This window comes from Echinicola sediminis (genome assembly GCF_054777495.1).
Genome location: NZ_BAAHAP010000015.1, coordinates 1 through 25,370, shown reverse-complemented (window position 1 = coordinate 25,370; position 25,370 = coordinate 1). Strand labels below are relative to the sequence as shown.

20 protein-coding genes and 2 rRNA genes are annotated in these 25,370 nt (G+C 43.7%); 11 read left to right on the top strand and 11 right to left on the bottom strand.

Translation table 11 applies throughout. The features are described 5' to 3' along the window. Positions 1-121: 121 nt before the first annotated feature. From ACYVAA_RS05825 to ACYVAA_RS05815, 3 genes are all read right to left on the bottom strand, one after another. Positions 122-775, bottom strand: a complete 654-nt coding sequence (locus ACYVAA_RS05825; RefSeq protein ID WP_460539436.1) for a LolA family protein — start codon at positions 773-775, stop codon at positions 122-124. A gap of 30 nt (positions 776-805) precedes the next feature. Next, positions 806-3,292: an FtsK/SpoIIIE family DNA translocase gene (locus ACYVAA_RS05820; protein ID WP_460539434.1), complete on the bottom strand. Its 2,487-nt coding sequence runs from the start codon at positions 3,290-3,292 to the stop codon at positions 806-808. Positions 3,293-3,356: 64 nt separating this feature from the next. Beyond that, complete coding sequence (locus ACYVAA_RS05815) at positions 3,357-4,397, bottom strand: quinone-dependent dihydroorotate dehydrogenase (protein WP_460539542.1); 1,041 nt, start codon at positions 4,395-4,397, stop codon at positions 3,357-3,359. Between the two features lie 295 nt (positions 4,398-4,692). Here ACYVAA_RS05815 and ACYVAA_RS05810 point away from each other — a divergent pair, with 295 nt between their 5' ends. After that, a complete protein-coding gene (locus ACYVAA_RS05810) occupies positions 4,693-7,059 on the top strand; it encodes a glycoside hydrolase family 95 protein (protein WP_460539432.1) in 2,367 nt (788 codons plus the stop codon). 126 nt (positions 7,060-7,185) lie between these two features. Here the strand turns inward: ACYVAA_RS05810 and ACYVAA_RS05805 are convergent, their stop codons facing one another. After that, complete coding sequence (locus ACYVAA_RS05805) at positions 7,186-8,163, bottom strand: c-type cytochrome (RefSeq protein ID WP_460539430.1); 978 nt, start codon at positions 8,161-8,163, stop codon at positions 7,186-7,188. A 725-nt stretch (positions 8,164-8,888) separates the two neighbouring features. Here ACYVAA_RS05805 and ACYVAA_RS05800 point away from each other — a divergent pair. From ACYVAA_RS05800 to ACYVAA_RS05785, 4 genes are read left to right on the top strand one after another with little or no spacing between them, the layout of a single operon-like run. Beyond that, the gene (locus ACYVAA_RS05800) at positions 8,889-12,080 is read left to right on the top strand and encodes a SusC/RagA family TonB-linked outer membrane protein (protein ID WP_460539428.1); all 3,192 of its coding nucleotides are present in this window, start codon (positions 8,889-8,891) and stop codon (positions 12,078-12,080) included. Between the two features lie 11 nt (positions 12,081-12,091). Continuing rightward, positions 12,092-13,630: a RagB/SusD family nutrient uptake outer membrane protein gene (locus tag ACYVAA_RS05795; RefSeq protein WP_460539426.1), complete on the top strand. Its 1,539-nt coding sequence runs from the start codon at positions 12,092-12,094 to the stop codon at positions 13,628-13,630. Positions 13,631-13,654: 24 nt separating this feature from the next. Then, a complete protein-coding gene (locus ACYVAA_RS05790; RefSeq protein ID WP_460539424.1) occupies positions 13,655-14,293 on the top strand; it encodes a fasciclin domain-containing protein in 639 nt (212 codons plus the stop codon). A gap of 32 nt (positions 14,294-14,325) precedes the next feature. Then, positions 14,326-15,441, top strand: coding sequence for a DUF5007 domain-containing protein (locus ACYVAA_RS05785; protein WP_460539422.1), 1,116 nt, complete (start codon positions 14,326-14,328; stop codon positions 15,439-15,441). A 127-nt stretch (positions 15,442-15,568) separates the two neighbouring features. On the opposite strand, the gene xerD is transcribed toward ACYVAA_RS05785, so the two are convergent. Next, on the bottom strand, positions 15,569-16,474 hold the full coding sequence (gene xerD, locus ACYVAA_RS05780) for a site-specific tyrosine recombinase (RefSeq protein ID WP_460539420.1): 906 nt from the start codon (positions 16,472-16,474) through the stop codon (positions 15,569-15,571). Between the two features lie 116 nt (positions 16,475-16,590). Between xerD and aroQ the strand changes: the two genes are divergently transcribed. From aroQ to ACYVAA_RS05755, 5 genes are all read left to right on the top strand, one after another. Beyond that, positions 16,591-17,004, top strand: a complete 414-nt coding sequence (aroQ, locus tag ACYVAA_RS05775; RefSeq protein ID WP_460539418.1) for a type II 3-dehydroquinate dehydratase — start codon at positions 16,591-16,593, stop codon at positions 17,002-17,004. A 20-nt stretch (positions 17,005-17,024) separates the two neighbouring features. Beyond that, a complete protein-coding gene (locus ACYVAA_RS05770) occupies positions 17,025-18,080 on the top strand; it encodes an aminotransferase class V-fold PLP-dependent enzyme (protein WP_460539416.1) in 1,056 nt (351 codons plus the stop codon). 57 nt (positions 18,081-18,137) lie between these two features. Then, on the top strand, positions 18,138-18,716 hold the full coding sequence (locus ACYVAA_RS05765; protein WP_460539414.1) for a MarC family protein: 579 nt from the start codon (positions 18,138-18,140) through the stop codon (positions 18,714-18,716). 69 nt (positions 18,717-18,785) lie between these two features. Beyond that, positions 18,786-19,241, top strand: coding sequence for a ribonuclease H family protein (gene rnhA, locus ACYVAA_RS05760; protein WP_460539412.1), 456 nt, complete (start codon positions 18,786-18,788; stop codon positions 19,239-19,241). 7 nt (positions 19,242-19,248) lie between these two features. Beyond that, a complete protein-coding gene (locus ACYVAA_RS05755) occupies positions 19,249-19,968 on the top strand; it encodes a tRNA1(Val) (adenine(37)-N6)-methyltransferase (RefSeq protein ID WP_460539410.1) in 720 nt (239 codons plus the stop codon). Here ACYVAA_RS05755 and ACYVAA_RS05750 read toward each other — a convergent pair. Next, entirely contained in the window at positions 19,957-21,303 is a 1,347-nt protein-coding gene (locus ACYVAA_RS05750; RefSeq protein ID WP_460539408.1) for a saccharopine dehydrogenase family, read from the bottom strand. The genes ACYVAA_RS05755 and ACYVAA_RS05750 overlap by 12 nt on opposite strands. Before the next feature lie 131 nt (positions 21,304-21,434). Here ACYVAA_RS05750 and ACYVAA_RS05745 point away from each other — a divergent pair, with 131 nt between their 5' ends. Continuing rightward, positions 21,435-21,917, top strand: coding sequence for a cytidine deaminase family protein (locus tag ACYVAA_RS05745; protein WP_460539406.1), 483 nt, complete (start codon positions 21,435-21,437; stop codon positions 21,915-21,917). 573 nt (positions 21,918-22,490) lie between these two features. On the opposite strand, the gene ACYVAA_RS05740 is transcribed toward ACYVAA_RS05745, so the two are convergent. From ACYVAA_RS05740 to rrf (ACYVAA_RS05720), 5 genes are all read right to left on the bottom strand, one after another. Then, positions 22,491-23,261 carry a ThuA domain-containing protein gene (locus ACYVAA_RS05740; RefSeq protein WP_460539404.1) on the bottom strand — a complete coding sequence of 257 codons (771 nt, stop codon included), beginning with the start codon at positions 23,259-23,261 and terminating at the stop codon, positions 22,491-22,493. Between the two features lie 33 nt (positions 23,262-23,294). After that, positions 23,295-24,059: a M15 family metallopeptidase gene (locus tag ACYVAA_RS05735; protein ID WP_460539401.1), complete on the bottom strand. Its 765-nt coding sequence runs from the start codon at positions 24,057-24,059 to the stop codon at positions 23,295-23,297. Beyond that, positions 24,059-24,814 (bottom strand): Rossmann-fold NAD(P)-binding domain-containing protein, encoded by a 756-nt coding sequence (locus ACYVAA_RS05730; RefSeq protein WP_460539398.1) that lies wholly within the window; start codon positions 24,812-24,814, stop codon positions 24,059-24,061. The genes ACYVAA_RS05735 and ACYVAA_RS05730 overlap by 1 nt, the downstream gene beginning before the upstream one ends. Positions 24,815-25,013: 199 nt before the next feature. Next, a 5S ribosomal RNA gene (gene rrf / locus ACYVAA_RS05725) occupies positions 25,014-25,125 on the bottom strand. 163 nt (positions 25,126-25,288) lie between these two features. Beyond that, a 5S ribosomal RNA gene (gene rrf / locus ACYVAA_RS05720) occupies positions 25,289-25,370 on the bottom strand; the annotation flags it as partial.

Sequence of the window (25,370 nt, the reverse complement as noted above, 5' to 3'; positions counted from 1 at the left end):
CAGCAGATATCTGCTGTTTTTCAAAATTAAGTTTCTTGTGTAGGTAGTCCAATTCTATTTCATGTGGGTACGTAGCCATACCAATAGCGGTGTATGGTTAAAAGGTCGCTCCAAGTGAAATTCACCTCAAATCTATCACTTCTACTCCAGGGTGCTTTTTGGGATCAAAGGTGAAAAATGGTCCTTCAAGTACCACATCGGTATCCACCTTCCTAAATTCATATTTGAATGTACCTCCGTCACTATCCGACACTTCCCAGGCCAATAGATCACTATTCCTTTTGTTTACAAAAAGCCTGATTTTCTGAAACTGGGCTTTGGAATTTTCCGCAGTCAGAATGATCTCCTGTACCGGCAAACCGCTCTTGGTCGACTCTCCTGCAAAAGCATAATTATAGCCTTTCTTATAAAGGTTATAAATGCTGGAGGGGGTCAGCTCTTCCTCATCATCGCTTGCGGTGTTGATCGTGACTTCATTGTACCCTCCTGATTTAATGAAAGTCCAAACGGTCTCTCCGTTATTATAGATCTCCTGATCGGGCAACACCAGCTTATACTGCCTTCCCTTCACGGCGATTTCACCGCTACTGGTCTGGCTGGCTCCATCAAGATCGTTGTAATAATGGTAATCAAAAGTAGCTTTCAACCCCTTTAGGGACCTGTACCTTTCACTCACTTCATCCAAGACCTGCTTTGCCCTGGGATCTTTTTGTGCTTGTGCTTCTGTATAAAGGCCAATGATAATTAAATAAAATAGGATAATTTTTTTCAGCATGACATTACTTCTGTTTTGACTTTTCAGCTATTAGATGCTACTCAATAACTGTTCCAAACTGACTTCGTCCTGCACCAATACTTCCCTCGCTTTACTTCCCTCAAATGGTCCCACGACACCCGCTGCTTCAAGCTGATCAATAATCCTACCGGCCCGGTTATATCCTAACTTTAATTTCCGCTGAATCAGAGATGTACTTCCCTGCTGGTGAATGACTATCAGCCGGGCAGCATCTTCAAATAATGGATCCCTATCAGAAAGATCCACATCTCCCACGCTGCTGTCTCCGTCTTCTCCCTCAAATTCTGGCAACAAATAGGCATCGCTATAGCCCCGCTGCTCGCCGATCCATTCACACACCCTTTCTACTTCGGGGGTATCCAAGAAGGCACACTGAAGCCGGATCACGTCAGACCCCTGCGAAAGCAACATATCCCCCATACCAATAAGCTGCTCAGCACCTCCTGCATCCAAAATCGTCCTACTGTCCACCTTGGAAGTCACCCTAAAGGATAACCTTGCGGGGAAGTTTGCCTTAATAATACCGGTAATCACATTCACCGATGGACGCTGCGTGGCTACCACCAAATGGATTCCAATAGCCCGCGCCAACTGAGCCAACCTTGCGATAGGCCCTTCAATCTCCTTACCCGCGGTCATCATCAAATCGGCAAGTTCATCTATCACCAAAACGATATAGGGCATAAAACGATGCCCTTTGTCCGGGTTAAGTTTTCTGGCAACAAACTTCGCATTGTATTCTTTTAGATTTCTGCAACCGGCGTCTTTGAGCAGGTCATAGCGGTTATCCATTTCGATACATAGGGAGTTCAGCGTATAGATCACTTTCTTGGTATCGGTAATGATCGCATCCTCGGCATTGGGCAATTTGGCCAAAAAGTGCCTTTCAATCTTATTGAACAGGGTCAGTTCCACCTTTTTCGGATCGACCAGAACAAACTTCAGCTGCGACGGATGTTTTTTGTATACCAAGGAAGCCAATATCACGTTCAAGCCTACCGACTTACCCTGACCGGTGGCACCCGCCATAAGCAAGTGCGGCATCTTTGCCAAATCGACTACAAAAACTTCGTTTGAAATGGTCTTACCCAAAGCCACCGGAAGGTCCTTGTCGCTTTTCATGAACTTTTCAGTCCCCAGAACGGACTTGGCAGCTACCAGCTCCCTGTTCTTATTGGGCACCTCTATACCAATGGTTCCTTTTCCCGGGATCGGCGCAATAATCCTGATTCCCAGAGCTGCCAGGCTCAGGGCGATATCATCTTCCAGGTTCTTGATTTTGGAAATCTTCACCCCCGGGTCAGGGACTATTTCATACAAGGTCACTGTAGGACCGATGGTAGCCTTGATTTCCTGGATACCGATCTTAAAATTAACCAGCGTCTCTACAATCTTATTTTTGTTCTCCTCAAGTTCCTGCCGGGTAACCGTTACCTTTTGCTGGTCATACTCGTTCAAAAGATCAATGACCGGATACTGATAACTCGCCAGATCAAGGGTTGGATCGTAAGGATCCAGGTTTTCCACTTCACTCACCTTCTTCTCCTCATCGGCCGAAGCCTCCACGGTGAATCTTCTTTCTTCAGGTTCATTTTGCGCAACCTTTTCCTTTTCTGCGACAGGAAGCTCTTCGATATTAAAAGCAGGCTCAGCAGCAGATTTCTTGGCTGGCTTCTCTGTTTTTATGGTCCAGCTCTGACCGTCGTCTTCTAATTCCTCCTCCTCGACCAATACTTCTTCATTCTCGAATTCTTCCTCCTGCTCCTCATCTACCTGCTCGGTATATTTGGGAGAGCTCTTTTCCCTCTTCACCGGCTCATCCTCTTCAGCGGTCTCCTCTTCCTCCAAGGCCTTGGGCTCACTTTGAAGCCAGTCAATTTGGGTGATGTTAAAAAAGAACACCACAAAAATGAGCAAGGAACCGAAGATAAGGATGAAGGTACCCCAGCCTAAAAACTCATCGGCAAGCACCGCCATTTCATATCCAAAGCCACCACTCAAAAACTGTAAATAATTAAAGCCATCCAAAATATGGACCACATAGCCCAACAGCAGGCCCAGCCAGAAAGTAAAGAAAAGCCCAAAAGCACTGTATTGGGTCAAGGGAATCAGAGATTTTTTAAATACCCATTTGAAGCCCAGCAAAAACAACAAAGGAGGAAGTAGAAAGGCTGCTAGGCCAAACCATCTAAAGATCAGCCAATGTGAAACATAAGCTCCTGTAAAGCCCAGCCAGTTCCTTGCCTCTGCAGCCTCTTCTCTCAAGGGGACTTCAGCCCCGCCACCGACTACCACACTTTGGTCAGCCGGCCCGGTAAACAGGTAACCTAAAAACGCAAAAAAGAGGAACAAACCGGCCATCATAAAGAGGATCCCAAATGACAACCCGATTTTTTTGTCCTTTAGTGCATTGAAGGAAAAGTTGAAAGAGCGCTTTTTCTTTTTGGCTTTCTCCTTTTGTCTAAATGTATTTGATTTATATGTATTGGAAGCCATAATTCTTCAATATGTCCCTGATGTCAGTGAGTAAGTTAATCTTATTCGTCTAATTAGTAAAATATCAACGCTTGTAATACGTCTTGAGGCCTTTCTTGATTGCCTTCATCAAACCGGGGCCTTCATAAATCATTCCAGAATAAACCTGTACAAGGGATGCCCCCGCTTCCAACTTCTCGATTGCATCCTCTGCACTAAAGATCCCACCAACTCCTATTATTGGAAACGACCGGTTTGATTTCTCGGCCAAGTACCGGATAACTTCCGTACTTCTTTTGCCCAGCACTTTCCCACTTACTCCTCCCGCTCCGATTGCCTCCACCTGCTTGGCATCAGTTGTCAGTTTGGAGCGGTCAATGGTCGTATTGGTAGCAATGATCCCATCGATTTTTGTTTCCTGCACAATCTCGATAATATCATCCAGTTGCCCGTTTGTCAGGTCCGGGGCTATCTTTAGCAAAACAGGTTTCGGGTGCGGCTTTTGGTCATTTCTGGCTTTGATGGTCGTCAACAGCTTCTTTAAAGGCTCTTTCTCCTGTAGATCCCTGAGGTTGGGGGTATTGGGAGAGCTTACGTTGACCACAAAATAATCCACATAAGCATGCAGCGCATCCAAACAGTAGAGATAATCTTCCTCTGCCTTCTCATTAGGGGTCACTTTATTTTTGCCTATATTCCCTCCGATCAGCACCCCTGACTTCCTTTTTTTCAAGCGCTTGACCGCTTCATCTACCCCGCCATTATTAAAGCCCATTCGATTTACAAGCGATTCGTCTTCAGGCAAACGGAATAATCTTGGCTGGGGATTCCCTTCTTGGGGTTTGGGGGTCAATGTCCCTATTTCAATAAATCCAAAACCCAGCATGGCCATTTCGTCGATCAACTTGGCATCCTTATCAAAACCTGCCGCAAGCCCTACAGGGTTTTTAAATTTCAGCCCAAACACTTCCCTCTCTAACGAAGGATGCTCAAAACCGTACATGCCCTTTATCATTCCTTTTATAATAGGCAGATTAAAAGTGGTTTTGGTCAATGAAAAGGTAAAATGGTGGGCGTCTTCAGCTCCTTTTTTAAACAGAAAAGGTTTTAAGAGGGATTTATACACGGACATTTATGGATTAGTTTTATCCGCTAAATTAATTGAATTAGATGAAAGCTACACCTAATTCGTGGAGAGATCGGCAAATATTTGAGCAACGTCCTCTCCTTGTTCCCTTTCTCCACTTCAGGCAAAACCAACATCTTTAGCAAACAAAATATCACTATATGCAAAAGTACTCCTTATTTTCCTTCCACTCCTACCTCCTATTTTGGCTAATTTTACTTGATCCAAAGTCTACCTAAGAAAAATTATTTTTTACTGTATATCAAAACGAAAAACAATTAATGATCAAAACCTTATGAAAGCGTTACTATTTAGTCTAAGCACGATTCTTTGCTTGGCCGTGATTGGCTGCTCTACTCCCAAAAACACCAACCCTCCGACCGAGATCTGGTACAAACAACCTGCAGTAAAGTGGGAAGAGGCCTTGCCTGTTGGCAACGGCAGACTGGGCGCAATGGTGTTTGGTGGTACCGACACCGAAAGAATCCAGCTCAATGAAGATTCCATGTGGCCAGGAGGACCGGAATGGGGAGACAGCAAGGGCAGCCCGGAGGACCTCAAGACCTTGCGGGAACTGGTAAAAAACGGCAAGGTCCATGAAGCTGACCAAATGATCGTGGACAAATTCTCCTACCACGGCATCGTACGCTCACATCAGACCATGGGAGACCTGTACATCAATTTTGAAGGAAAGAAAGAAGTGAAAAACTACCGAAGGGCGCTCAGCTTTGACGATGCTCTTGTTTCGGTAAACTATCAATCCAATGGTGCGGAATACACTGAAAAAGTATTTTCATCTGCAGCGGACAATGTCTTGGTAGTCCATTTGAGCACCACTGCTGAGTCAGGAATGAATTTCCAACTTAAACTTGACCGCCCAGAAGACAATGGCCATCCCACTGTAAAGGTTTCCTCCCCTTCAGACACCGAATTGGTCATGGATGGAGAAGTGACCCAATATGGAGGTGTTTTGGAAGACCATCCTACCCCCTTGGAGCATGGTGTACAATTCCAGACCAGACTTAAGGTAAAAACCACTTCAGGCAATGTCAGCTCCTCTGGCGGAAAGCTTGACCTGCAAGGGGTCAAGGAAGCCACCATCTTCATTGTCTGCAATACTTCTTTTTACCATAAAGACTTCATTGCCGCCAATGAAAATGACCTGGGCAAATTAGAAGACAAAAGCTTCGACCAGCTCTTAAAAGCGCACACTGCTGATTTCAACCAATATTACTCAAAGGTTGCTCTCGATTTAGGAGGACAGGACCTTGACAGCATCCCTACAGACGAAAGATTGGCTCGGGTTAAAGACGGCAACAAGGATGCCGACCTGGCTGCCACCCTCTTTCAGTACGGCAGGTATCTTTTGATCTCTTCTTCCAGACCCGGAACCAATCCGGCAAACCTGCAAGGGCTTTGGAACCAGCATATCAAAGCCCCATGGAACGCGGATTATCACCTTAACATCAACCTGCAAATGAATTATTGGCCTGCCGGACCGACCAATTTATCCGACATGCATCTTCCCCTGTTTGACCTAGTAGACAGACTCATTGAAAGAGGAAAGATAACCGCCAAAGAGCAATACGGCATTACTAGAGGCACCGTCATACATCACGCAACAGATTTATGGGCCGCACCCTGGATGAGGGCCAACCGGGCCTATTGGGGAGCATGGATACATGGTGGGGGATGGATTTCCAGCCACTATTGGGAACATTACCAATTTACCCAAGACACTGCCTTCCTGAAAGAAAGGGCCTATCCCGCCTTAAAAGAGTTTGCCCTCTTTTATCTGGACTGGCTGGAAAAAGATGACAAAACAGGCCTCTGGGTCTCTTACCCGGAAACATCCCCCGAAAACTCCTACACTGCAGCAGATGGAAAATCCGCAGCGGTGTCCTACGGTGCTGCCATGGGACATCAGATCATTGCTGATGTATTCCAAAACACGCTTTCCGCAGCAAAAATCCTTGGCACTGAAGATGACTTCACCAAGGAGGTGGAAGATAAATTGGCCAGCCTGTATCCGGGAATTGCCATTGGAAAGGACGGCAGGATCCTGGAATGGAACGAACCTTATGAAGAACCCGAAAAAGGGCACAGACACATGTCCCACCTCTATGCCCTCCACCCGGGAGACGATATCACAGAAGCCAAGCCTGAAGCCTTTTCCGGTGCGCAAAAAACCATTGATTACCGTCTCCAGCATGGAGGAGCAGGAACAGGCTGGAGCCGGGCCTGGATGATTAATTTTAACGCCAGGCTTCTCGACCCTGTATCGGCCGAAGACAACCTCTATAAACTGCTTCAAATATCCACTGCGGACAACCTATTCAACGAACACCCCCCTTTCCAGATCGATGGAAACTTCGGATTCACCGCGGGTGTGGCCGAATTACTGTTACAGTCCCATGAAGGTTTTATCAGAATTTTACCTACACTTCCTGAAAGTTGGAAATCAGGAGAAGTGAATGGTTTGGTGGCCAGGGGCAATATTGAAGTGGACATAATTTGGGAAGAAGGAAAATTAGCCAAACTGGGCCTGTTCAGCAAAAGCTCTCGAGAGCAAGAAGTCCTTTATAATGGCAAAAAAGTAAAAGTGGACATACAGGAAAATAAAAAGCTTTGGCTTGACAAGGAATTAAATCCTACCGAATAAGGCTCTATAAGTTTTATTGTCAGCAAAAAACACAAAAAGTGAACCTAACAAAGAGTGGTGATGCCCAAAAGCTCACCACTCTTCTACCTATTTGGTGATTAATCCAACTTTCTCAATCGATTTAACCTACCTTTCTGCAAAGGTTACTTTTTCCACTTTATTCCCTACCGGCTCCAGGGACATCAAGTATTCATAGATAGCTTCCAAATCCGTGGTATCCATACCCGCATACATCATCCAAGGCATGATCGTCTGGAATTCCCCCGGTGCAACACTGGCAGGCTCATAAGTAGCCGGGTCATAACTTTTAAATTGCTCTACAAAGCCACTTTTACTTTTCGCTTTAATACCGGTCTCGTCCGGAGTAAGGTTTGGGCTCCTTAAAACAGTACCATCTGGGAACAAAAACTCTCGACCTCCGGCCAAATAAGGACCTACAAAAGCTCCTTTTTCAAATTTGGTGTGACACTCACCGCAAGCGCCCGCAGTCACCAAATATTCCCCATACTTGATTACATCACTTTTAGGGGGCATTGGCTTTAAGTCTGCCTTTTGTGGAATGGTTCGAAGAATGAAATTCATCGGAAAATCAATTTCCCTTTTGGGAATATCGCTTTGCTTTGGCTCCAATGTCCTTATATATGCAATGACAGACCTGATATCTTCCGGATCCAATTTACCATAATTCTGATAGGGCATAATCGGAAATATAGGTTCACCGTCCTTCCTTACCCCTGTGGTAATCAACCTAAAAAGTTCCCCATCCGTCCAATCCGAAACCCCAACGGGAGTGATATTAGGAGAGACAAAAACCCCTGGAAGTCCCATGGAGCGATCAAACCGATCACCTCCTGCCCCATGCGTGCCGGGCCTCGGTGGGGCTGCAAACAGGGAATAGTCCCTTTCCGCATGACAGTCCATACACAGCATCACGTGATTGGCCAGGTACCGTCCCCGGGCAATTTGCTCAGAGCTGCCTTCCACAACAATTTCTTCAGCCTCCCCTACATTGGGCAATGCAAAACTAATATAAGCCAGCGCGGCACCGACCACCAAAACAACAAGAACGACCAAATAGACAAGTACTCTAAAAAGTTTTTTCATGAGTCAAGTGTTTCAGGAATTAGGATTATAAGATAGCCAAAATAATATTATACTCAAAAAATTATATTTCAAATATAAAATAATGACAAATAAAACAACAGCAATCCACCCCTTCGCTTATCAAACAATGGTTAAACAAGCAACACATAAATCAAGAAGAATCCTTCTCCAGCTGAACCGAAACTAACAGCAATTCACAAAACAAAATAAAGCTATCGATTAATCATAAGCCAAACAATAAAACTTTCTTCCGAATTAACCAACAATACCTGCATTTAAACCGATTAAAAAACAATATCACCTAACAAAACAATAAAATGAAATAAAACACGATCAAAAAACACATTTATAATAAAAACATAATATATTGACCAATCAATAAAAATCAAACGAAATTATTTAAAACCTAAAAACCATAATATGGAATGAATATGTAAGTAAATACCCCAAAAAAACTCAACAAAACATGGCGCTGAAAAGCTATAGCGATAGGTATCTTATTTCAGAACACTTGTCTTATCACCCCCAATAACCTCCTCTTTAGCTTAAAAGGTTTAAATAAAGCCAGATTGCCCTTCAATAATAGCCCAATAAGTTACTGGGAGCCCCTTAATGGACATTTTGATCTGACACCCCATTCTGAGCATAGGATAAAAAAAGAATGTAATGAAGGCTAATCCCTTCTTTATATAAAGCTTTAACAATCATACAATCTCATTATGAATATGATCAAAACTATACTAAGTTTTTTATTAAGTTTTTGTCTGTATGGGCTAGTGACGGCCCAGACAATTTCTGTTAGCGGAACCGTCACTGATGCAGAAACGGATGAACCCATCCCAGGTGCAAACATTCTAATCAAAGGCACCACAAAAGGAATGGTAACCGATATTGACGGTAATTATCAAATCAGCGTCAATCAAGACCAAACTTTAGTCTTCTCTTTTATAGGATACAAATCCCAAGAGAGGCCTGTCAATAATCAAAGTATAATAAACATTTCTTTGGAAGCCAATGAATCTGAACTCGACGAGTTTGTGGTAGTTGGTTATCAATCTGTAATAAAAAGGGATGTAACGGGAGCAACCACAAGTATCAAGAGTGAGCAGCTTGAAGATATTCCCGTAACAAACGTAGCCTCTCTAATAGGCACCCAAGGCACCGGCATCCAAACCGTCAATGTCAGCGGAGCCGCAGGAGCAAGAGGAGCACTTATCATTAGGGGAAACACCACTGTATCGGGAGGCCTTGACGGAGGCGATCGATTTACCGCATTTAGCACACCATTATACGTGGTAGATGGAGTACAAACTTCCCTTGAAGACTTGGCTGGCTATGGTGTTTCCAACACAGACTACCTTGCTTCATTAAACCCAAATGACATAGAGAGTATAGACATTCTCAAAGATGCATCAGCATCGGCTATCTACGGCTCCCGTGGTGCCAATGGTGTGATCATCATCAAAACGAAAAAAGGAGCTGCCCTTGACAAGCCTCAATTCGACTTCTCTACCAGCATTGGTTTCCAACCCATCCCCAAGCAAGTACCTATGCTAGTGGGAGCTGCTGAAAGAAGAGAAAAAATGGACATGTTGCAAAAATGGTGGGACCACGATTTCCTTCTTTCGAACAATACCCCCATCATGCTGACAGACAGTATCAACCCTGCCTTTAACAATAATGTGGATTATCAGGGACTGTTTTATCAAAAAGGGGTTTCACAACGGTACAACTTAAGCATGAGAGGCGGCAGTGAAACATCCAACTACCGCATCTCTTTGGGATACAACGATGACAAAGGCGTCATCAAAGCCACAGGCTTCAAAAGGTACACCCTTAATGCCAATCTGAACGCTAAGGTAGGCAAAAAGTTCACCAACCAGTTCATCATCAACTCTTCCATTACTGAAAACCAAACGGGCCAAGGAAACCCTGGAGGAGGTTCTTTCAACCTTGACAACAGTCTTCCTACCAGCCCCAACAATTTAAATTCGTCCTTATTTTATTTGCCTCAGGCAAAAATAAGGTCACTTCAGGGAGAGCTCAACGACAAGTTGAACTCCGATGAGCAAACCAAGGTCATCTTCTCTAATTTTGCCCAGCTAAAAATAATCGATGGCCTGAAGCTGAACTCGCAGCTGACTTATCAGTTTGACTTCAACAAGAAGAATTTCTATGAGCCATCGACCATCAGGCCAAACGGGGATGGATATGCAGCCTATTCACTTTATACCAGAAAGAATAACGCCTCAGATCTTTACCTGGACTACTTCAAAACTTTTGGCGACCACGAAATCATTGCCATCGCCGGTAATCGACTGGATTACAACAAGTATGAAGACATGGGTATCAATGCCGTTGGTTTTGGCAGTGACGCCATCAAAGTAATCAACAGCAGGTACGAAAAGGACAACATAAACGGCTTCACCGATATCAGTGAAAATGCCCTGGTTTCTTTCTACGGAAGATTCAACTACAAGTACAAAAACAAATACTTGGTCAGTGTCAACTACAGTAGGGATGCCTCATCCCGTTTTGGGAAAGATTCCCGATGGGCAAACTTTGGATCCGTCTCCTTGGGATGGGTATTCTCTGATGAACCTTTCCTTCAACAGATCACTGGAGATTGGCTTGACTTTGGTAAAATCCGTGGTAGCTGGGGGATAAACGGAAAACAATTTAGTCAGAACTACCTTCGTTTCGGGGCCTATCAACTTGGCTACGGTGGATTAGCCGCGGGATATGGCTCCAACCAAATGAGCGTTTCTTCTTATGGCGGTGTCACTGGGGTGGTTCCAAACTACGGGGCTATCGGCAATGATAACCTCTCATGGGAACAGTCGCAGCAATGGAACCTTGGTTTTGACCTTGCCCTGCTGAACCAACGGTTGAACATCACCTTTGATGCCTACAACAAAAACACTGACCGACTGTTTTTCGACATCGAATTCCCTTCTTATTCCGGATACAACAATGCCAAAGCCAACGTGGCCGGAGTGCTGAACTATGGATGGGAAGGACAGATCAGATACGACCTCATGCCTAGGGCAAGTGACTGGAAAATTGAGCTAACGGCAGGTTTTGCCAGAAACCAGAACTTTGTCAGTGCCTTGCCAAATGGCAACAGGGACTATTTGTTGGGAAGTTATGGATATATCGTCGGCAGACCGCTTAACCTTTACTATGTCTTCGTCAATGACTACATCATTGATAATTTAGAGCAACTACCGGTAAACCCTTACACCGGTGAACCACTTACAGGAAAATCGGCTTGGGCCAGCATTCGACCAGGTTTACCTATTTGGGAGGATATCAACGGTGACTATTTATTGGATGAAGCAGGTGATCAGATCATGTCTTTGGACTACTCACCGGTTCCTGACATTCAAGGAAACTTCAACATCAACATGAGATACAAAGGCTGGTACCTTCAGGCCTATAGCCAGTTCTCTTTCGGAGCAGACATTAAAAACACCGTGCTGAACAGCTATATGGACCGCTATGACAGAGGAGGAGACGGTTGGGCCACTTCCGGACTTGCCGATCTCAGCGAATACAGTTTCTGGGAGCAGCCTGGCGATGGAGCGGCAGGAGTCCGATTCCCTGCCCTATTCCCTGCCGGTGGCGGCGAAGCCCCTTTCTATGCCTTTAGAGGTAACCAAACACTTTGGATAGAAAATGGAGACTATTGGAAAATCACCAACGCTTCTGTAGGCTATAACTTCAACAAGAACACCTTCATTGACAAAATGGGACTGAGCAGACTTAGGGTATACCTTTCTGTATTGAACCCTTATCAGTGGCAACGATCAAAAAGCATTGTGGATGCTTCCATGGTTGATGCCAGAGGTCATGTTTTAGGTAACGGCTACCCTCAGGCAAGAACTTTCTCCTTTGGTCTAAATGCAAGATTCTAAAAAACAGCACCATGAAAAAACTACGAAAATTAAACATATATATAGCAACAATTCTTTCAATTGTTTTTTTCGGTTGTTCAGATCTTCTTGATCGGGAGCCTCTTAGCATAACGCACCCTGACGTTTACTGGAGCTCTCAGAGCGAAGCAGAACAAGCACTGGCCGGATCATATGCCTTATTGAAATATGCCATAACTTACCAGGCTAATTTCCTGCATTGGGGGGAGTTCCCGGGCATGACTTTAATGGACAGCAAGTTCTGGATCACCAACTATATTGAAGGAAGTGGAAATTATGTTTTGCCCTACCGGGAAAACACCCAGGAATGGAAATTTTTCTACAGGGCTGCCAATTGGGCCTTCACCATTGAGCAGTACGTAGAAGGCATGCCTGACGAACTATTCACCACCCCTCAGGAGAAAAACAGAATACTAGGCGAAGCAGCTTTTATTAGGGCTTTCTCTTATTTCTATATGACCAGAATATGGGGTGATGTTCCGATTGTGCATGAATCCATTGAATCTTCAGATCAGCTGATCACTGCAGACGGTTATATCGTAGAGGTTCCAAGATCGAATGAGAAAGAAGTTTTAGACTATATCCTTGAAGTGACGGACAAAGCTATTGGCTTGTTGGAATACTCCAATCCAGGGGCTGCTAAGTGGGCGATCACTGCGAATAAAGCCAGTGCTGAGGCGCTAAAAGCCCATGCTACGCTCTGGTACGCAAGCAGAGATGGAAACAACACGGAGATGACACAGGAAAGCATAGATGCTGCCACCAATGTCATCTCCAACAGTAACGCAAGTCTGATCGACTATGTCGCAGAAGGTCAAGAGGGTTTCGAGAAAATGGTAAAAGGACAATCCAAAACAGGACTCTTCGAAATCAACATCAATGCAGGAATGAATGAATCATTTAGAGTAAGCAATGGTGGCGGCAACCATACCGGCATGACCCTGAACCAACCTGTACTAAATGGCAACAACGGGACTGCCCCACAGGGCAACCCTGACTTTTACGGGTATGAATTTATGATCGAAGAAGAAAGGGACAATGATGTAAGAAAGGACCTATTCTTTAACGAATTTGAAGACATGGGAGCAAAAACCTTCCCGCTCAAATACGCTCTAAGTTCAGACGACCCTGCCTCTGAAGATCCTTATGCCGTTTTCTCGGAAGCCAACATACTTGTTTTCAGGCTTGCGGACATCTACCTATTGAGAGCGGAAGCCTATACTAAACTCGGACAGTATTCACAGGCCATTGAAGACCTTGACCTGGTCCGCAGCATGGCGGGAGTACCGGCTTACACCGGACCACAAGACAGGGACAACCTGATCAAGGCCATTTTTGATGAACGGGCCATTGAATTGGTAGCTGAAGCCCACGCTGCCTATGACCGCATCAGAATGGATTATTTTGAGGGTGTCTCCTGGATGAATAACAACAGAAAAGAAAAGCAAGGGTACTTCTGGCCAGTTTCAAAAGATGTTATTCTGAGGAACCCATCTATCGTTCAAACAGAATACTGGCAAGGCCGATTGTAATCCACCTTTAAACTAAAAGCAACAATGAAAAAATACATATATATATTAGCCATTTCACTGGGGTTAATCTCATGTATCGACGAAGAGTATTTGGTAGACGGCGGAGTGAGCAGTGGCTTTGTAGGCTCTGACACCTTTACTTTCTTACAGTCACACCCCCATCTTGACACGCTAGCTTTGCTCATCGAAAAAGCCGACATGGTTGATGAAGTCAACGGTGAAAACACCCTCTTTGCGCCAAACAACCTTTCGATCCAAAAATATGTGGATCAGGTATTGGCAGAAATGAGAAAAGAAAATCCTGAAGCGGAATATTCAGTAAATGACATCCCCAAAGACACTTTGGTAAAATACATGGGAGCATATATTTTCCCCGGTAAAATCACCAGGGAAGACATGAGCGCAAACGGAGAAATACTGACCGCCCTAAATGGTGATGAAAGAAGAATATCCCTTGAACCTAGGGAAGAGTACACGAATCAGTTAAGTAGTTTTCCGGAGTATGTTTTTTATACCTATAAAAACGGAGACGAATGGGACGAATGGGACAACGTAATTGATGATGATGTCATCAGGGTCAGAACGTCCAATTTAACTTCCACCAATGGAGTAATTCATGTATTGCAGGGCGACCATACCCTTTTCAATCTTGATTTTGATTAAGTAATTCATCGTTTTACAAAAACACTTTGAAAATGAAAAAAGCATTATATCAACTAACCATATTGTCCTTTTTAGGAGCAGCGGCATGTACACCTCCTGAAATAGGCTACCTGAGTGACAATGTCCATCATACCCAGGACACCATCTCCGTACCAAGAGGAGCTTTTACAGTCTCTGCCCGTCCGGCGATTGAAAACTCTACCGCCCCCATGAAATGGGAAATTGTAGGCTTCAAAGACATTGACGGGAACCCCTCCAATGAACTACTTGAAAAGCATGAAATCCGGATTTGGAAAGAAGCTTTTAATGGAGATACCGATACCACCTTGGCCCTTGCAGAAGCAAAGCTGGAATTCTCTGAGGAGCCTTCCATTTTACTGAACGAAGTAAGTGGAGAGTTTGCCTTTACTCAGGCAACTAAAAATGTACAAGGTGACTTGTTCAAGGCAGACGTAGCTGTATCCAACATCAAAGGAGAAAGACTGCTGGAAGACTTCACTGTGATCAAACTGGAGCCTTTTGTACCTGTAGAATTCCCTACAGAAATGAGGTCCAGGCTTATTTTGGATAAAGACGATGGAAGTACCATCGCTCACACTGGGGTAATTAAAGGCTCAAACGATGATAACATCCCTTCAGTTTTAGACGGAACCAACCCTTACTTCTCCATCCAAAAAGTAAGCGAAGAACCTGCCAATGCTGTAAAGGTGGACATGTATATTCAGGACAGCTATGGTAACCCTCTGGACACTGATGAAATCACCTATTACCCAAGCGGTGCCGGTTATCTCCAGAACTACCATGACAACTCCGTGGAAACTATCGAGGAAGAAAAGAAATCATCCTTTTTCTTACCAGCACCTCCTTTTCCTCAATTTGGCAGAAATTACGGGGGAAACAATACCTACTTGATGTATTATCTATCTAAAGGAAGTGCCTTCGTAGTGGACAAAGAAGCCTATGAAGCAGATAACGGCCCTAAAACTCCTGAAGAATGGGAAGAGTTCTGGGCACCTTTTAGGGATCCTGAAACAGGTAAAATCCGAAACCACGCCTATATCCGTTGGGGCATAAAAATCAATGATACAGGAACTTGGGAATTAAAAATGAACATCCCGTACACCAAGCTTGACCAAACGGAGCAGTAAGTAACAGCATATTACTGAAGTACCTCTCCTTCGACGCATGCCATATTTCGGAGCGCAAAGAGTAAATCAGTTAAACTTTAAAAGCCGGCCCAACCATTTGTTTGGGCCGGCTTTTCTGTTTTTAACATCATTTCCTCGGATGAAATTCCGTCAATACCTGCCTAAGGTATTCCCTATCCAAATGGGTATAAATTTCTGTCGTGGTAATACTTTCATGACCGAGCATTTCCTGCACGGCTCTCAAATCCGCCCCTCCTTCGATCAAATGGGTGGCAAAGCTGTGCCTAAACGTATGGGGACTGACCTTTTTTTTAATCCCTACTTCAGCCACCAGCTTTTTTATAAATAGAAAGACCATCACACGGGTCAGCTTTTTGCCCCTTCTGTTGAGAAACACATATTCCTCATGGCCCGGGGCAATTGCCTGGTGCCTCCTGATTTCTTCCTGGTAAATCTTCAGGTACCTCAGCGCATCTTTACCGATGGGAACCAATCGCTCCTTATTCCCTTTACCGATCACCCTCAAAAACCCAATATCAGCATAAACTTGGCCCAGTTTAAGTTCTACCAGTTCAGAGACCCTCAGACCGCTACTGTACAGGACTTCCAATATGGCCCTGTTCCGATGACCTTCCGGCTCTCCCAACTTTACCCCTTCCAGCAGCTGTACAATTTCCTGGTAGCTGAGCGTATCAGGCAATTTCCTGCCCAACTTGGGCGATTCCAAAAGGGTGGAAGGATCTTCTTCTATTTTATCCTCATACATCAGGAACCTGTAAAAAGCTTTAACCCCTGAGATCACCCTTGCTTGGGTATATTCTGACACCCCTATTCCTGCCAACTCATTCACAAACCCCCTTAAATGCTCTAGTTTAACCTGAAAAGGCCCAACGTCCGGGTAATGCTGCCTGATAAAAGAAGCCAACTTCTCCATATCCTGATGGTAGGCCATAATGGAATTCTTACTCAAAGACCGCTCTATCTTCAAATAATGTTGGAACTGCTTGAGGTGATTTTCCCAAATATCAGGCATAGTTAAGGTTTTGGCTCAAAGATAAAATTAAAGCCCCGTTTTATTGTCTAAATCAAGTTTCCAATGCTTAACTTTGGGCAAAATTTTGAACAGCACACGACAAACCATTTAAAATTTTGAAGATACTTATTATTAACGGCCCTAATCTAAACCTTTTGGGCAAAAGAGAGCCTGAAATTTATGGAAGCCAATCCTTCGAAGATTACTTTGAAACGCTGAAGTCCGTATTTCCAGCTATTGATTTATACTATTACCAAAGCAATATTGAAGGAGAATTGGTAGGTAAGATCCATGAAGTTGGTTTTAGTTACGACGCCATTCTCTTAAATGCGGGTGCTTATACCCATACTTCTGTAGCTATCTCGGACGCCATCGCAGGCGTAAGCACTCCAGTGATGGAAATCCATATTTCCAACATATACAAAAGGGAAGAATTCAGGCATAAAAGCATTATCTCCAAGGAATGTATCGGCATGATATCAGGACTTGGTCTCAAAGGCTACGAATTAGGGATTAAGTATTTTCTGTAAAAAAATAACACCTTTCAAAAATGACTACTTTCGCTCCAGGACCATCTAAGGTCTACGACCAATTGGCCACATACTTACAGGATGCTTTTGATCAGGGAATCCTGAGCGCTAATCACCGAAGCGCTACGTTTATGAACCTTTATCAGGAAACAGAAACCTTGATCAAGGAAAAACTCCATGTTCCTGAGGATTATAAGTTACTTTTTACCGGCAGTGCAACAGAAAACTGGGAAATCATCGCCCAGTCCATTGTAGAAAGTGCCAGCTTCCATATTTATTCCGGTTCATTCGGAAAGAAATGGTTGAACTTTGCCCAGCACCTCAACGGTGAAACCGAATCAGTGAAGCTGGATACAGAGACGGAATTGGATGTGGCTGCTTTGGAGATTGGCGAAAAGTTTGACCTGATTGCCATCACCCAAAACGAAACCTCCAATGCCACTGAAGTAAGCAATAAGCTGATCAGGCAGGTAGCGGAGAAATATCCCAACAAAATGATCGCGGTGGATACAACTTCTTCCATGGCGGGCATCGAACTGGACTTTACCGCTGCGGATATTTGGTATGCCTCAGTACAAAAATGTTTCGGACTTCCTGCCGGCTTGGGCCTATTGATCCTCTCTCCTAAAGCCATTGAAAAATGTGAGCGCAAAGGAGAAGCGGGAAGATACAACAGCCTTAGCTTTATACTTGAAAATGCGGCCAATTATCAAACCCACTATACTCCAAATGTATTGGGCATTTATTTGCTAAAACGTAGCTTGGAAGACCTGCCTGAAATTCAGGAAACAGACCAAATCATCCGTGAAAGAATGAGGCAACTGGAAAATACCATTGCCCAATCCGACAAGTTGACCATGCTGGTACAGAACCCCAACACAAGAAGTAAGACCGTAATGGGGATTGCCGGAAAAGAAGATTTCATACAAGAAGTCAAAAAAGCGGCTGAGAAAGAAGGGATGCAAATGGGAAGTGGCTATGGGCCTTTAAAGCCTACCAGCTTTAGAATTGCCAACTTCCCGGCCATTACAAATGAGGAATTTGACAAACTCATAAAATTCCTTAAAGAATATTAATTCAAAAATTGAAATTATTCAAAATTTAAATTCTACTTTTGCGGGAAAATTTAAACAATGTTTGATTTCAAGGAAATCCTTTCGGTATCACTGATTCTCTTCTCTGTCATTGACATATTGGGTTCCATCCCGATTATCATCAACTTGAGAAGAAAAGCGGGGCATATTCAGTCAGAAAAGGCTACCATAGTGGCAGGTATCCTGATGGTGCTTTTCCTGCTTTTGGGAAAAAACATCCTCAACCTTTTCGGAATAGGGGTGGCTGATTTTGCCATAGCAGGCGCACTGATCATTTTTGCTTTGGGAGCAGAAATGATCTTGGGAATAGAAATATTCAAACCTGATCCGGAAGCTGATGCGTCCAGTACCTCGATTGTACCCATAGCTTTCCCCTTGATCGCAGGGGCAGGTACCATGACGACCATCTTGACCCTGAAAGCAGAATACGCTCAGATGAATATTGCCGTAGGTATTTTGATCAACTTGGCCGTAGTCTACGTGGTGCTTAAAAGTACTACTTGGCTGGAAAGAAAGCTGGGAAAAACCGGCTTGGATGTTCTTAGAAGAATTTTTGGGATCATTCTCCTTTCCATTGCGATCAAAATTTTCAAATCTAACCTCACAGACATGTTATAACCATGTCTGAAATACATGCATTTGAAATGTCAGCTAGAAATAGCTGACATTTTTATTTACTTTTGAAACATGATTTTGATTTATACAGATGGTGCCGCCAAGGGAAATCCTGGCAATGGAGGTTACGGAACGATTCTTAAATACAAGCAACATGAGAAAGAACTTTCGGAGGGCTTCCGTCTCACCACCAATAACAGAATGGAGCTTTTGGCAGTGATCAAAGGACTGGAAGCCATCAAAGTGGAAGGGATCCCAGTAAAAATCTATTCCGACAGCAAGTATGTGGTCGATGCAGTCACAAAAGGCTGGCTGTGGGGCTGGCAGAAAAAAGGCTTCAAGGACAAAAAAAACGTGGATCTATGGAAGCGCTACATCCCTCTTCATAACAGATACAAACCGCAATTCCAGTGGGTAAAAGGCCATGCCGGCCATCCGGAAAACGAACGCTGTGACCAGTTAGCTGTAGCCGCTGCAGAATCTTCCAAGCTGCTGGTGGATGAAGTTTATGAAAGAGAAATAGGTTAATCCCATCATGGCCAACAGCTATTTCCAGTTCAAGCAGTTCACCATCCACCAAGAACACTGTGCCATGAAAGTCAGCACGGATGCTGTGATTATAGGAGCGCTTGCCCATCAAAACCAGCCTGGAAAAATATTGGATATCGGTACAGGAACCGGTGTGATTACCCTGATGCTTGCTCAGCGATTTGAGGGAGCCACCATACAGGCAGTGGAAATAGATGAAGCGGCAGCACTTCAGGCCGGCAGAAATATAAGCAACAGCCCTTGGAAAGACCGTATTAACATTTTCAATCAGCGATTTCAGGATTTTATCCAAGATAATCAGGAACGCTTTCCCTTGATTGTCAGCAACCCTCCCTATTTCCCCAAGCACAATAAATCAAAAGATGCGCAAAGGAACCTTGCCTTACATAATGACGGCCTGCCTTTTGGAGACCTGATCAAAGGCATTGTCAAACTATTGGACAGGGAAAAAGGAAAATTCTGGGTGATACTTCCTCCCCAGCAAATGAGGGAACTGGAGAAAATCGCCAGGTTCTTTGAACTTTATCCGCAGGATTCTTACGAGCTAAAAGACCGGCCATCTACAAAAGTCCTTCGGGAAATTAAAGCATTCTCCTTTCATAAAACTGAAGCTCCCCATAGCACCAGCATCTGTATCAAAAACGATGATTTTTCTTTCAGCGAGGTCTATCAACAGTTGCTCAAAGACTTTCTTTTAATCTTCTGAAGCCAACTCTTCTTGTTCATCAAACCTAATCCCTTTCTTTTCCAGTTTTTCTAAAATCGGTTGATATATTTCCTTCCTAGTAGGCAAATACATTCCCGCTCCGCTTATTCTGCCTTCCATAAACAAATCTACGGCAATGGCCAGTGGCAAACCTACGGTTTTAGCCATAGCTGTATACTCTCTATTTTCCCCAAGGATAACCAAACTGGAGGTTATTTTTTTTGTTTTTCCAGATTTAAGCAAGACCTCAAACTGATGCTGCATGGCCACCATGTCCTTATCATCGGGCTGGAGACTCCACTTTTCCTCCAAAATCTTCAGGAGGATATCAGCTGGACTTCCCTTCAATAAGGGTAATGGCCGATCACTAAAAAGTCCCAACCACTCCAATTTGTCCATGATATCATCATCCACCCAGTTCAACAAACGCTTCAATTTTTCTTCAAGCCTATGTACCGGATCATATGGCAAAAAAGCATTGAAAAACATCCTTAAGGTAAAATCTTCGGGTAGTTCTATCTCGAAAGAATTATCGGTAAGTCCCAGCTGGACCAATACATCCCAGCTTTTACAAAAGCCTACCCTTCTTAACGTTCCCCGGATAATCGTGGGGATATTTTCCAAACCGTACACCCCTCTATAATTCAATGAATCCCTATTGGCATAGCCATCAAAATCCCCAATAGCTTTAAAATGCACCAAATCTGTCCTCCGAAAAAGCATGTGGTATGGAATAAACTTGTAACGGCCATTCCGAATAAAACGGGACACTCCCTGACCTGCCAACACGACATTTCTGGGATTCCAGGTAAACTTGTATTTCCAGGGATTGCCCTTTTCGCTTTCAGGGGACAATAGCCCCCCGGCATATGATTTGAACAATACGATTTCATGGCCTGCAGCCTTTTCCCGGTCGATGATCCTCATGGCAGACATGTGGTCAATCCCCGGATCAAGCCCACATTCATTGAGAAAGAAAAGTCCCTTTTCACTTACTTCCGTAGAGAGCATCCTCATCTCGGGCGACTCGTAGGAAGCGGAAAAAAAATGCTTTCCAAAAAACAGGCAATCCTGGGCAACTACTGGATGTAAAAAGGCCGGCAGCATAGAAACCACCACATCGGATTGACTGATCAGACTTCTTCTTTCCTCTTGATTCCCGATATCCAACTGAACAGCGGTCCCATACTGGTTTCCGGAGAGTTTACGTTCTGCAGTACTTTTATCTACATCAGCCAAAAAAATCCGCCTGTCCTTTGATGGAGCTGTCTCCAATAGGTAGTCCACCAATACCTTTGAAGACTTTCCTGCTCCTAAAATCAAAATGTTCTTCATTGACAACATCGTTTATTCTGAGTGCGGCGAATATGGGAATTTAATTTATCCTCTAAAAATTATACGTTCGAAATCGATGAACATTTGACTAAATTATTTATTATTCCTCAGATAACCATTATGCGAAGCCCATGGGCAAAAAAATCGAACAGAAAGTAAGCTTAAGCCTTTTGGATTTTTCTGAATTGACTCGAGTAGAACAAGGATTAATCGAACAGGCAAAGAAAGCCCTGAAACAGGCATATGCTCCCTATTCCGCTTTTAATGTCGGAGCGGCTGTTCTCCTGGAAAATGGCAAAATACTGTCGGCCAATAACCAGGAAAATGCCGCTTTCCCAGTGGGCGTATGCGCGGAAAGGATACTGCTGGGCTACGCCAGTGCCAATTTTCCCCAGCTTAAACCGCTTCAAATAGCCATTGCTGCGCAGAGAAGTGGGGAGACGGGATTTGCGGCTATTTCTCCTTGTGGCCTTTGTAGACAAACCATCAGTGAATACGAAAAAAAGTTTGATCAAGAAATAGCTGTCTTGATGCTCACTCCTGATGAAAAAATACTCAAGGCTGAAAACATCAGTCAGCTTCTGCCATTTAAGTTTAACGAGCTAAAAGGCTAGCGTTTAGGTCTACCTGCTATCATGCACGTTCTTCCTTATAAGAAGCATCTGGTTCTGAACCTATGAACGGCCTTTTCATCAATGGACATGCGCAGCCTTCAGGAGGGCCAACCAGAACAAAACAATACCTTTATATAAGAAAAGATAAACAAGCGCAAAAGCATAAACCAAAGAAAATATTGCTTTGTGTAAACTAGTGTTATGTCAAGCATGATTTGTAGATACGTTTCTTAGTCACCTGCATGTTTAATCGGTTAATTGTTTAACTGATCGATTTCACATAACTAAACATTATTTTTCTGTTAAGCAGTTAAACAAGCAGTCTTGTCCCGCACAGCGGGGCAGCTGCCTAAACAGTTAAACCCACTCTACCCAATATCTCGAAGCAAAGAATTCGACATGCTCAATACGCCTGTTTACGATTAACTTAACACTAGTGAATAATCATAAAAAAGGGAGAGAAAACCCTAGATCAAACAAATGTTGAAATAAAAAATCCCCAATAATGGAGGGCACAATATCTACCCATATTCATTACAGGGGATTTTCAGACTGATTCAATCACCTAAATGATTATTCTGAAGGATAGCCTTTTGCTGCCCACCAGATTCCACCATATAAATGCTTAAGAAAGTCTGCGTCTTCGTATGCCGAGTCCACATGACCTAAAGCGGTATAAAATATTCTTCCTCCATCATATTCATGGTACCAGGAAACTGGATGAACTTCTCCCATCCCCATAAATTTCCCATTTCTAGTTCCTGCATCATAAGAGCGTTCGTCTACTTGAAGAAGTACCTTTACGTCATCATTGAAGTTCTTAAAGTTATACCACTCATCTGTCCAAAGCCACTTTGAATTGAGGTGATAGGTTGCAGGATGGTTTTGGTCCATCACATGAATCCTGGCAGTTTGTTGGGCGGGGTGGCTTTCAAACTGTCCACCAATAAGTTTGGCATACCAATCCCACCCATACTCAGTATCGGTAGCACTGTGAATACCTACTACTCCCTTTCCACTCTGAACAAAGCGCTTAAAAGCTTCTTTTTGTTCCTCATTCAAAATATCCCCTGTGGTATTAGCCAAAATAAGGACATCATAGCCTTCCAGGGATTTATCGTTAAATACAGTGGCATCCTCCGTGGCATAGACTCTAAACTGCTGGGTTTGGCCCATGTCTTTAATGGCCTTTACAGCATTGGGAATGGATTGGTGCCGGAATCCTTGGGTTTTGCTAAACACCAAGGCCTTGAACTGCTGTGCTTCTACTTGAAAAGACATCAGTAATACGAAGTTGATTAATAAAAGTCCCTTCAAAAAGGATGATAGATTTGATAGTTTCATAAAATATTGTGTAGGTAAGTTTAAAGGTTAATGTTATTGTATTATCTCAAATTTATCTTTTGCTTCTTTTAGGCTGTAGGCATTAAAATGCCACCACTCTGAACCAATGCCCATAAAACCCGCTGAATACATCGCTTCTCTTAGCAGTTGACGGTTCTGGATCTGTTTATGGGTGATTTTTCCTTCTTTAAGCATTTGATCTTCACGATCAGGATATGCAAGATACCCAAAATAATCATAATGCGTACCCAAATCCAAAGCCCTTCCTGTCCCCTTCTCTGCTATGGTCAGATCAACGGCTACCCCATAATTATGAAGGCTTCCCCGTTTTGGGTCCGCTACATACAGTGGTTTTAAGCTATCCGGTTTATCCAAGCTATCCCACAGAATCTGTTGCACACTAAGAGGCCTCACACCATCGTAGATCAAAAAGGTTAAATCAGGCCGTTCTTTTTGCAGATACTCCAATGCTGTTTGAAGTTTTTGAACCACTTCTTCCTGTAAATAGCATTTGGTCAATTCACCATATACATCCCTCCCAAAAAAATTGTCTTCAGTACTGTATTTCAATTCTACAAATATATCCGGCAACAGACTTCTTACATCTATTAAACCAGCATCTAATAAGTTCCTTTCCATAATGCCGATAGAATCACTCTTGGACACTGTGGAATCTTCCGTTGCTATAATTTCCTCTTTGCTAAAAATGGCTTTATCGGAGCTATCCTGTTCAGATTGCTTTGCGTCGCAGCCTACGGATAAAAGCACTGGAAATAAATAGCAAAACGTCTTAATCATTACTGATCTCGGTAAACAGTAGTACTATCAGCTTGGGCACCTGCCAAAACGGTGATATCGGTCATAACAACATGCGCAGGCCTTGTCACAGCGAAATTTACTATATCTGCTATATCCTCCGGCTTTAATGGCTGGAACCCTTCATAAACAGCACTAGCCCTATCCTTGTCCCCTTTAAACCTAACTAGGGAAAACTCTGTCTCCACCAATCCAGGATGTACACCTGTAACCCGTATCCCATGTTTGGTCAGGTCTAAACGCATGCCTTTAGTAATCGCATCTACGGCGTGCTTGGAAGCGCAATAAACATTTCCATTCGGATAAACTTCCTTGGCCGCTATAGATCCTATATTAATGATATGGCCGCTGTTTCTTTTGATCATAAATGGCATCACCTTTTTGGATACGTAGAGAAGTCCCTTCACATTAATATCTATCATAGCATCCCAATCATCGGTATCCCCTCTATCAATCGCATCCAGACCATGTGCATTGCCTGCATTATTCACCAATACATCAATATTTTTCCAGTCCTCAGGCAAAGAATCAATTGCATTATTAACCGCTTCCTTATCCCTCACATCAAAAACAAGGTACCTATACCCTACTCCAGGGTCGATCGCATTTCTGAGTTCGATCAACCTATCTTCCCTTCTTCCTGTAGCGATGATACTATATCCAGACTTAGCTAAAATAAGCGCACAGGCCTCTCCTATTCCTGATGTAGCTCCTGTGATTAAGGCAATTTTATTCATGGGTTTAATTTAGGCCAAATATGGAAGAGAAAAAAAGAAACTTATAAGATCGGCTAATTTTTTGGCACTGATCATCCTTTCCGTAATCTTTGGACAGTCCACAGCCTATCGTCAACGGACAACTGTGGATCGTGGACTGCCACATTTTCGCGGCAGTGCATAAAAAAAAGCCCTCCGTTCAATACGGAGGGCCAGTAAGTGTGGGCGGCGACCTACTCTCCCGGGTGTAACCCCAGTACCATCGGCGCGACAGGGCTTAACTTCTCTGTTCGGGATGGGAAGAGGTGGATCCCCTGCGCCGTACCACCCAAAGTCGTTGGACTATTTCAGTCGCCTATATTTTTGTTTATACCTTAATAGTAGAAAATTATTCTACTGTTAAGGTATCTATTTACATTCAATAAGTAGAGCACTTTACGTTTAAAGTAGCTGAAGGATAAAAAAAGCCCTCCGTGAATACGGAGGGCCAGTAAGTGTGGGCGGCGACCTACTCTCCCGGGTGTAACCCCAGTACCATCGGCGCGGCAGGGCTTAACTTCTCTGTTCGGGATGGGAA

Excerpts from the sequence above, each read along its gene's own strand:
- ACYVAA_RS05825 (WP_460539436.1), bottom strand. The coding sequence starts at position 775 with ATGCTGAAAAAAATTATCCTATTTTATTTAATTATCATTGGCCTTTAT.
- ACYVAA_RS05820 (WP_460539434.1), bottom strand. The coding sequence starts at position 3,292 with ATGGCTTCCAATACATATAAATCAAATACATTTAGACAAAAGGAGAAA.
- ACYVAA_RS05810 (WP_460539432.1), top strand. The coding sequence starts at position 4,693 with ATGAAAGCGTTACTATTTAGTCTAAGCACGATTCTTTGCTTGGCCGTG.
- ACYVAA_RS05805 (WP_460539430.1), bottom strand. The coding sequence starts at position 8,163 with ATGAAAAAACTTTTTAGAGTACTTGTCTATTTGGTCGTTCTTGTTGTT.
- ACYVAA_RS05800 (WP_460539428.1), top strand. The coding sequence starts at position 8,889 with ATGATCAAAACTATACTAAGTTTTTTATTAAGTTTTTGTCTGTATGGG.
- ACYVAA_RS05795 (WP_460539426.1), top strand. The coding sequence starts at position 12,092 with ATGAAAAAACTACGAAAATTAAACATATATATAGCAACAATTCTTTCA.
- ACYVAA_RS05790 (WP_460539424.1), top strand. The coding sequence starts at position 13,655 with ATGAAAAAATACATATATATATTAGCCATTTCACTGGGGTTAATCTCA.
- ACYVAA_RS05785 (WP_460539422.1), top strand. The coding sequence starts at position 14,326 with ATGAAAAAAGCATTATATCAACTAACCATATTGTCCTTTTTAGGAGCA.
- xerD (WP_460539420.1), bottom strand. The coding sequence starts at position 16,474 with ATGCCTGATATTTGGGAAAATCACCTCAAGCAGTTCCAACATTATTTG.
- ACYVAA_RS05770 (WP_460539416.1), top strand. The coding sequence starts at position 17,025 with ATGACTACTTTCGCTCCAGGACCATCTAAGGTCTACGACCAATTGGCC.
- ACYVAA_RS05765 (WP_460539414.1), top strand. The coding sequence starts at position 18,138 with ATGTTTGATTTCAAGGAAATCCTTTCGGTATCACTGATTCTCTTCTCT.
- rnhA (WP_460539412.1), top strand. The coding sequence starts at position 18,786 with ATGATTTTGATTTATACAGATGGTGCCGCCAAGGGAAATCCTGGCAAT.
- ACYVAA_RS05755 (WP_460539410.1), top strand. The coding sequence starts at position 19,249 with ATGGCCAACAGCTATTTCCAGTTCAAGCAGTTCACCATCCACCAAGAA.
- ACYVAA_RS05750 (WP_460539408.1), bottom strand. The coding sequence starts at position 21,303 with ATGAAGAACATTTTGATTTTAGGAGCAGGAAAGTCTTCAAAGGTATTG.
- ACYVAA_RS05745 (WP_460539406.1), top strand. The coding sequence starts at position 21,435 with ATGGGCAAAAAAATCGAACAGAAAGTAAGCTTAAGCCTTTTGGATTTT.
- ACYVAA_RS05740 (WP_460539404.1), bottom strand. The coding sequence starts at position 23,261 with ATGAAACTATCAAATCTATCATCCTTTTTGAAGGGACTTTTATTAATC.
- ACYVAA_RS05735 (WP_460539401.1), bottom strand. The coding sequence starts at position 24,059 with ATGATTAAGACGTTTTGCTATTTATTTCCAGTGCTTTTATCCGTAGGC.
- ACYVAA_RS05730 (WP_460539398.1), bottom strand. The coding sequence starts at position 24,814 with ATGAATAAAATTGCCTTAATCACAGGAGCTACATCAGGAATAGGAGAG.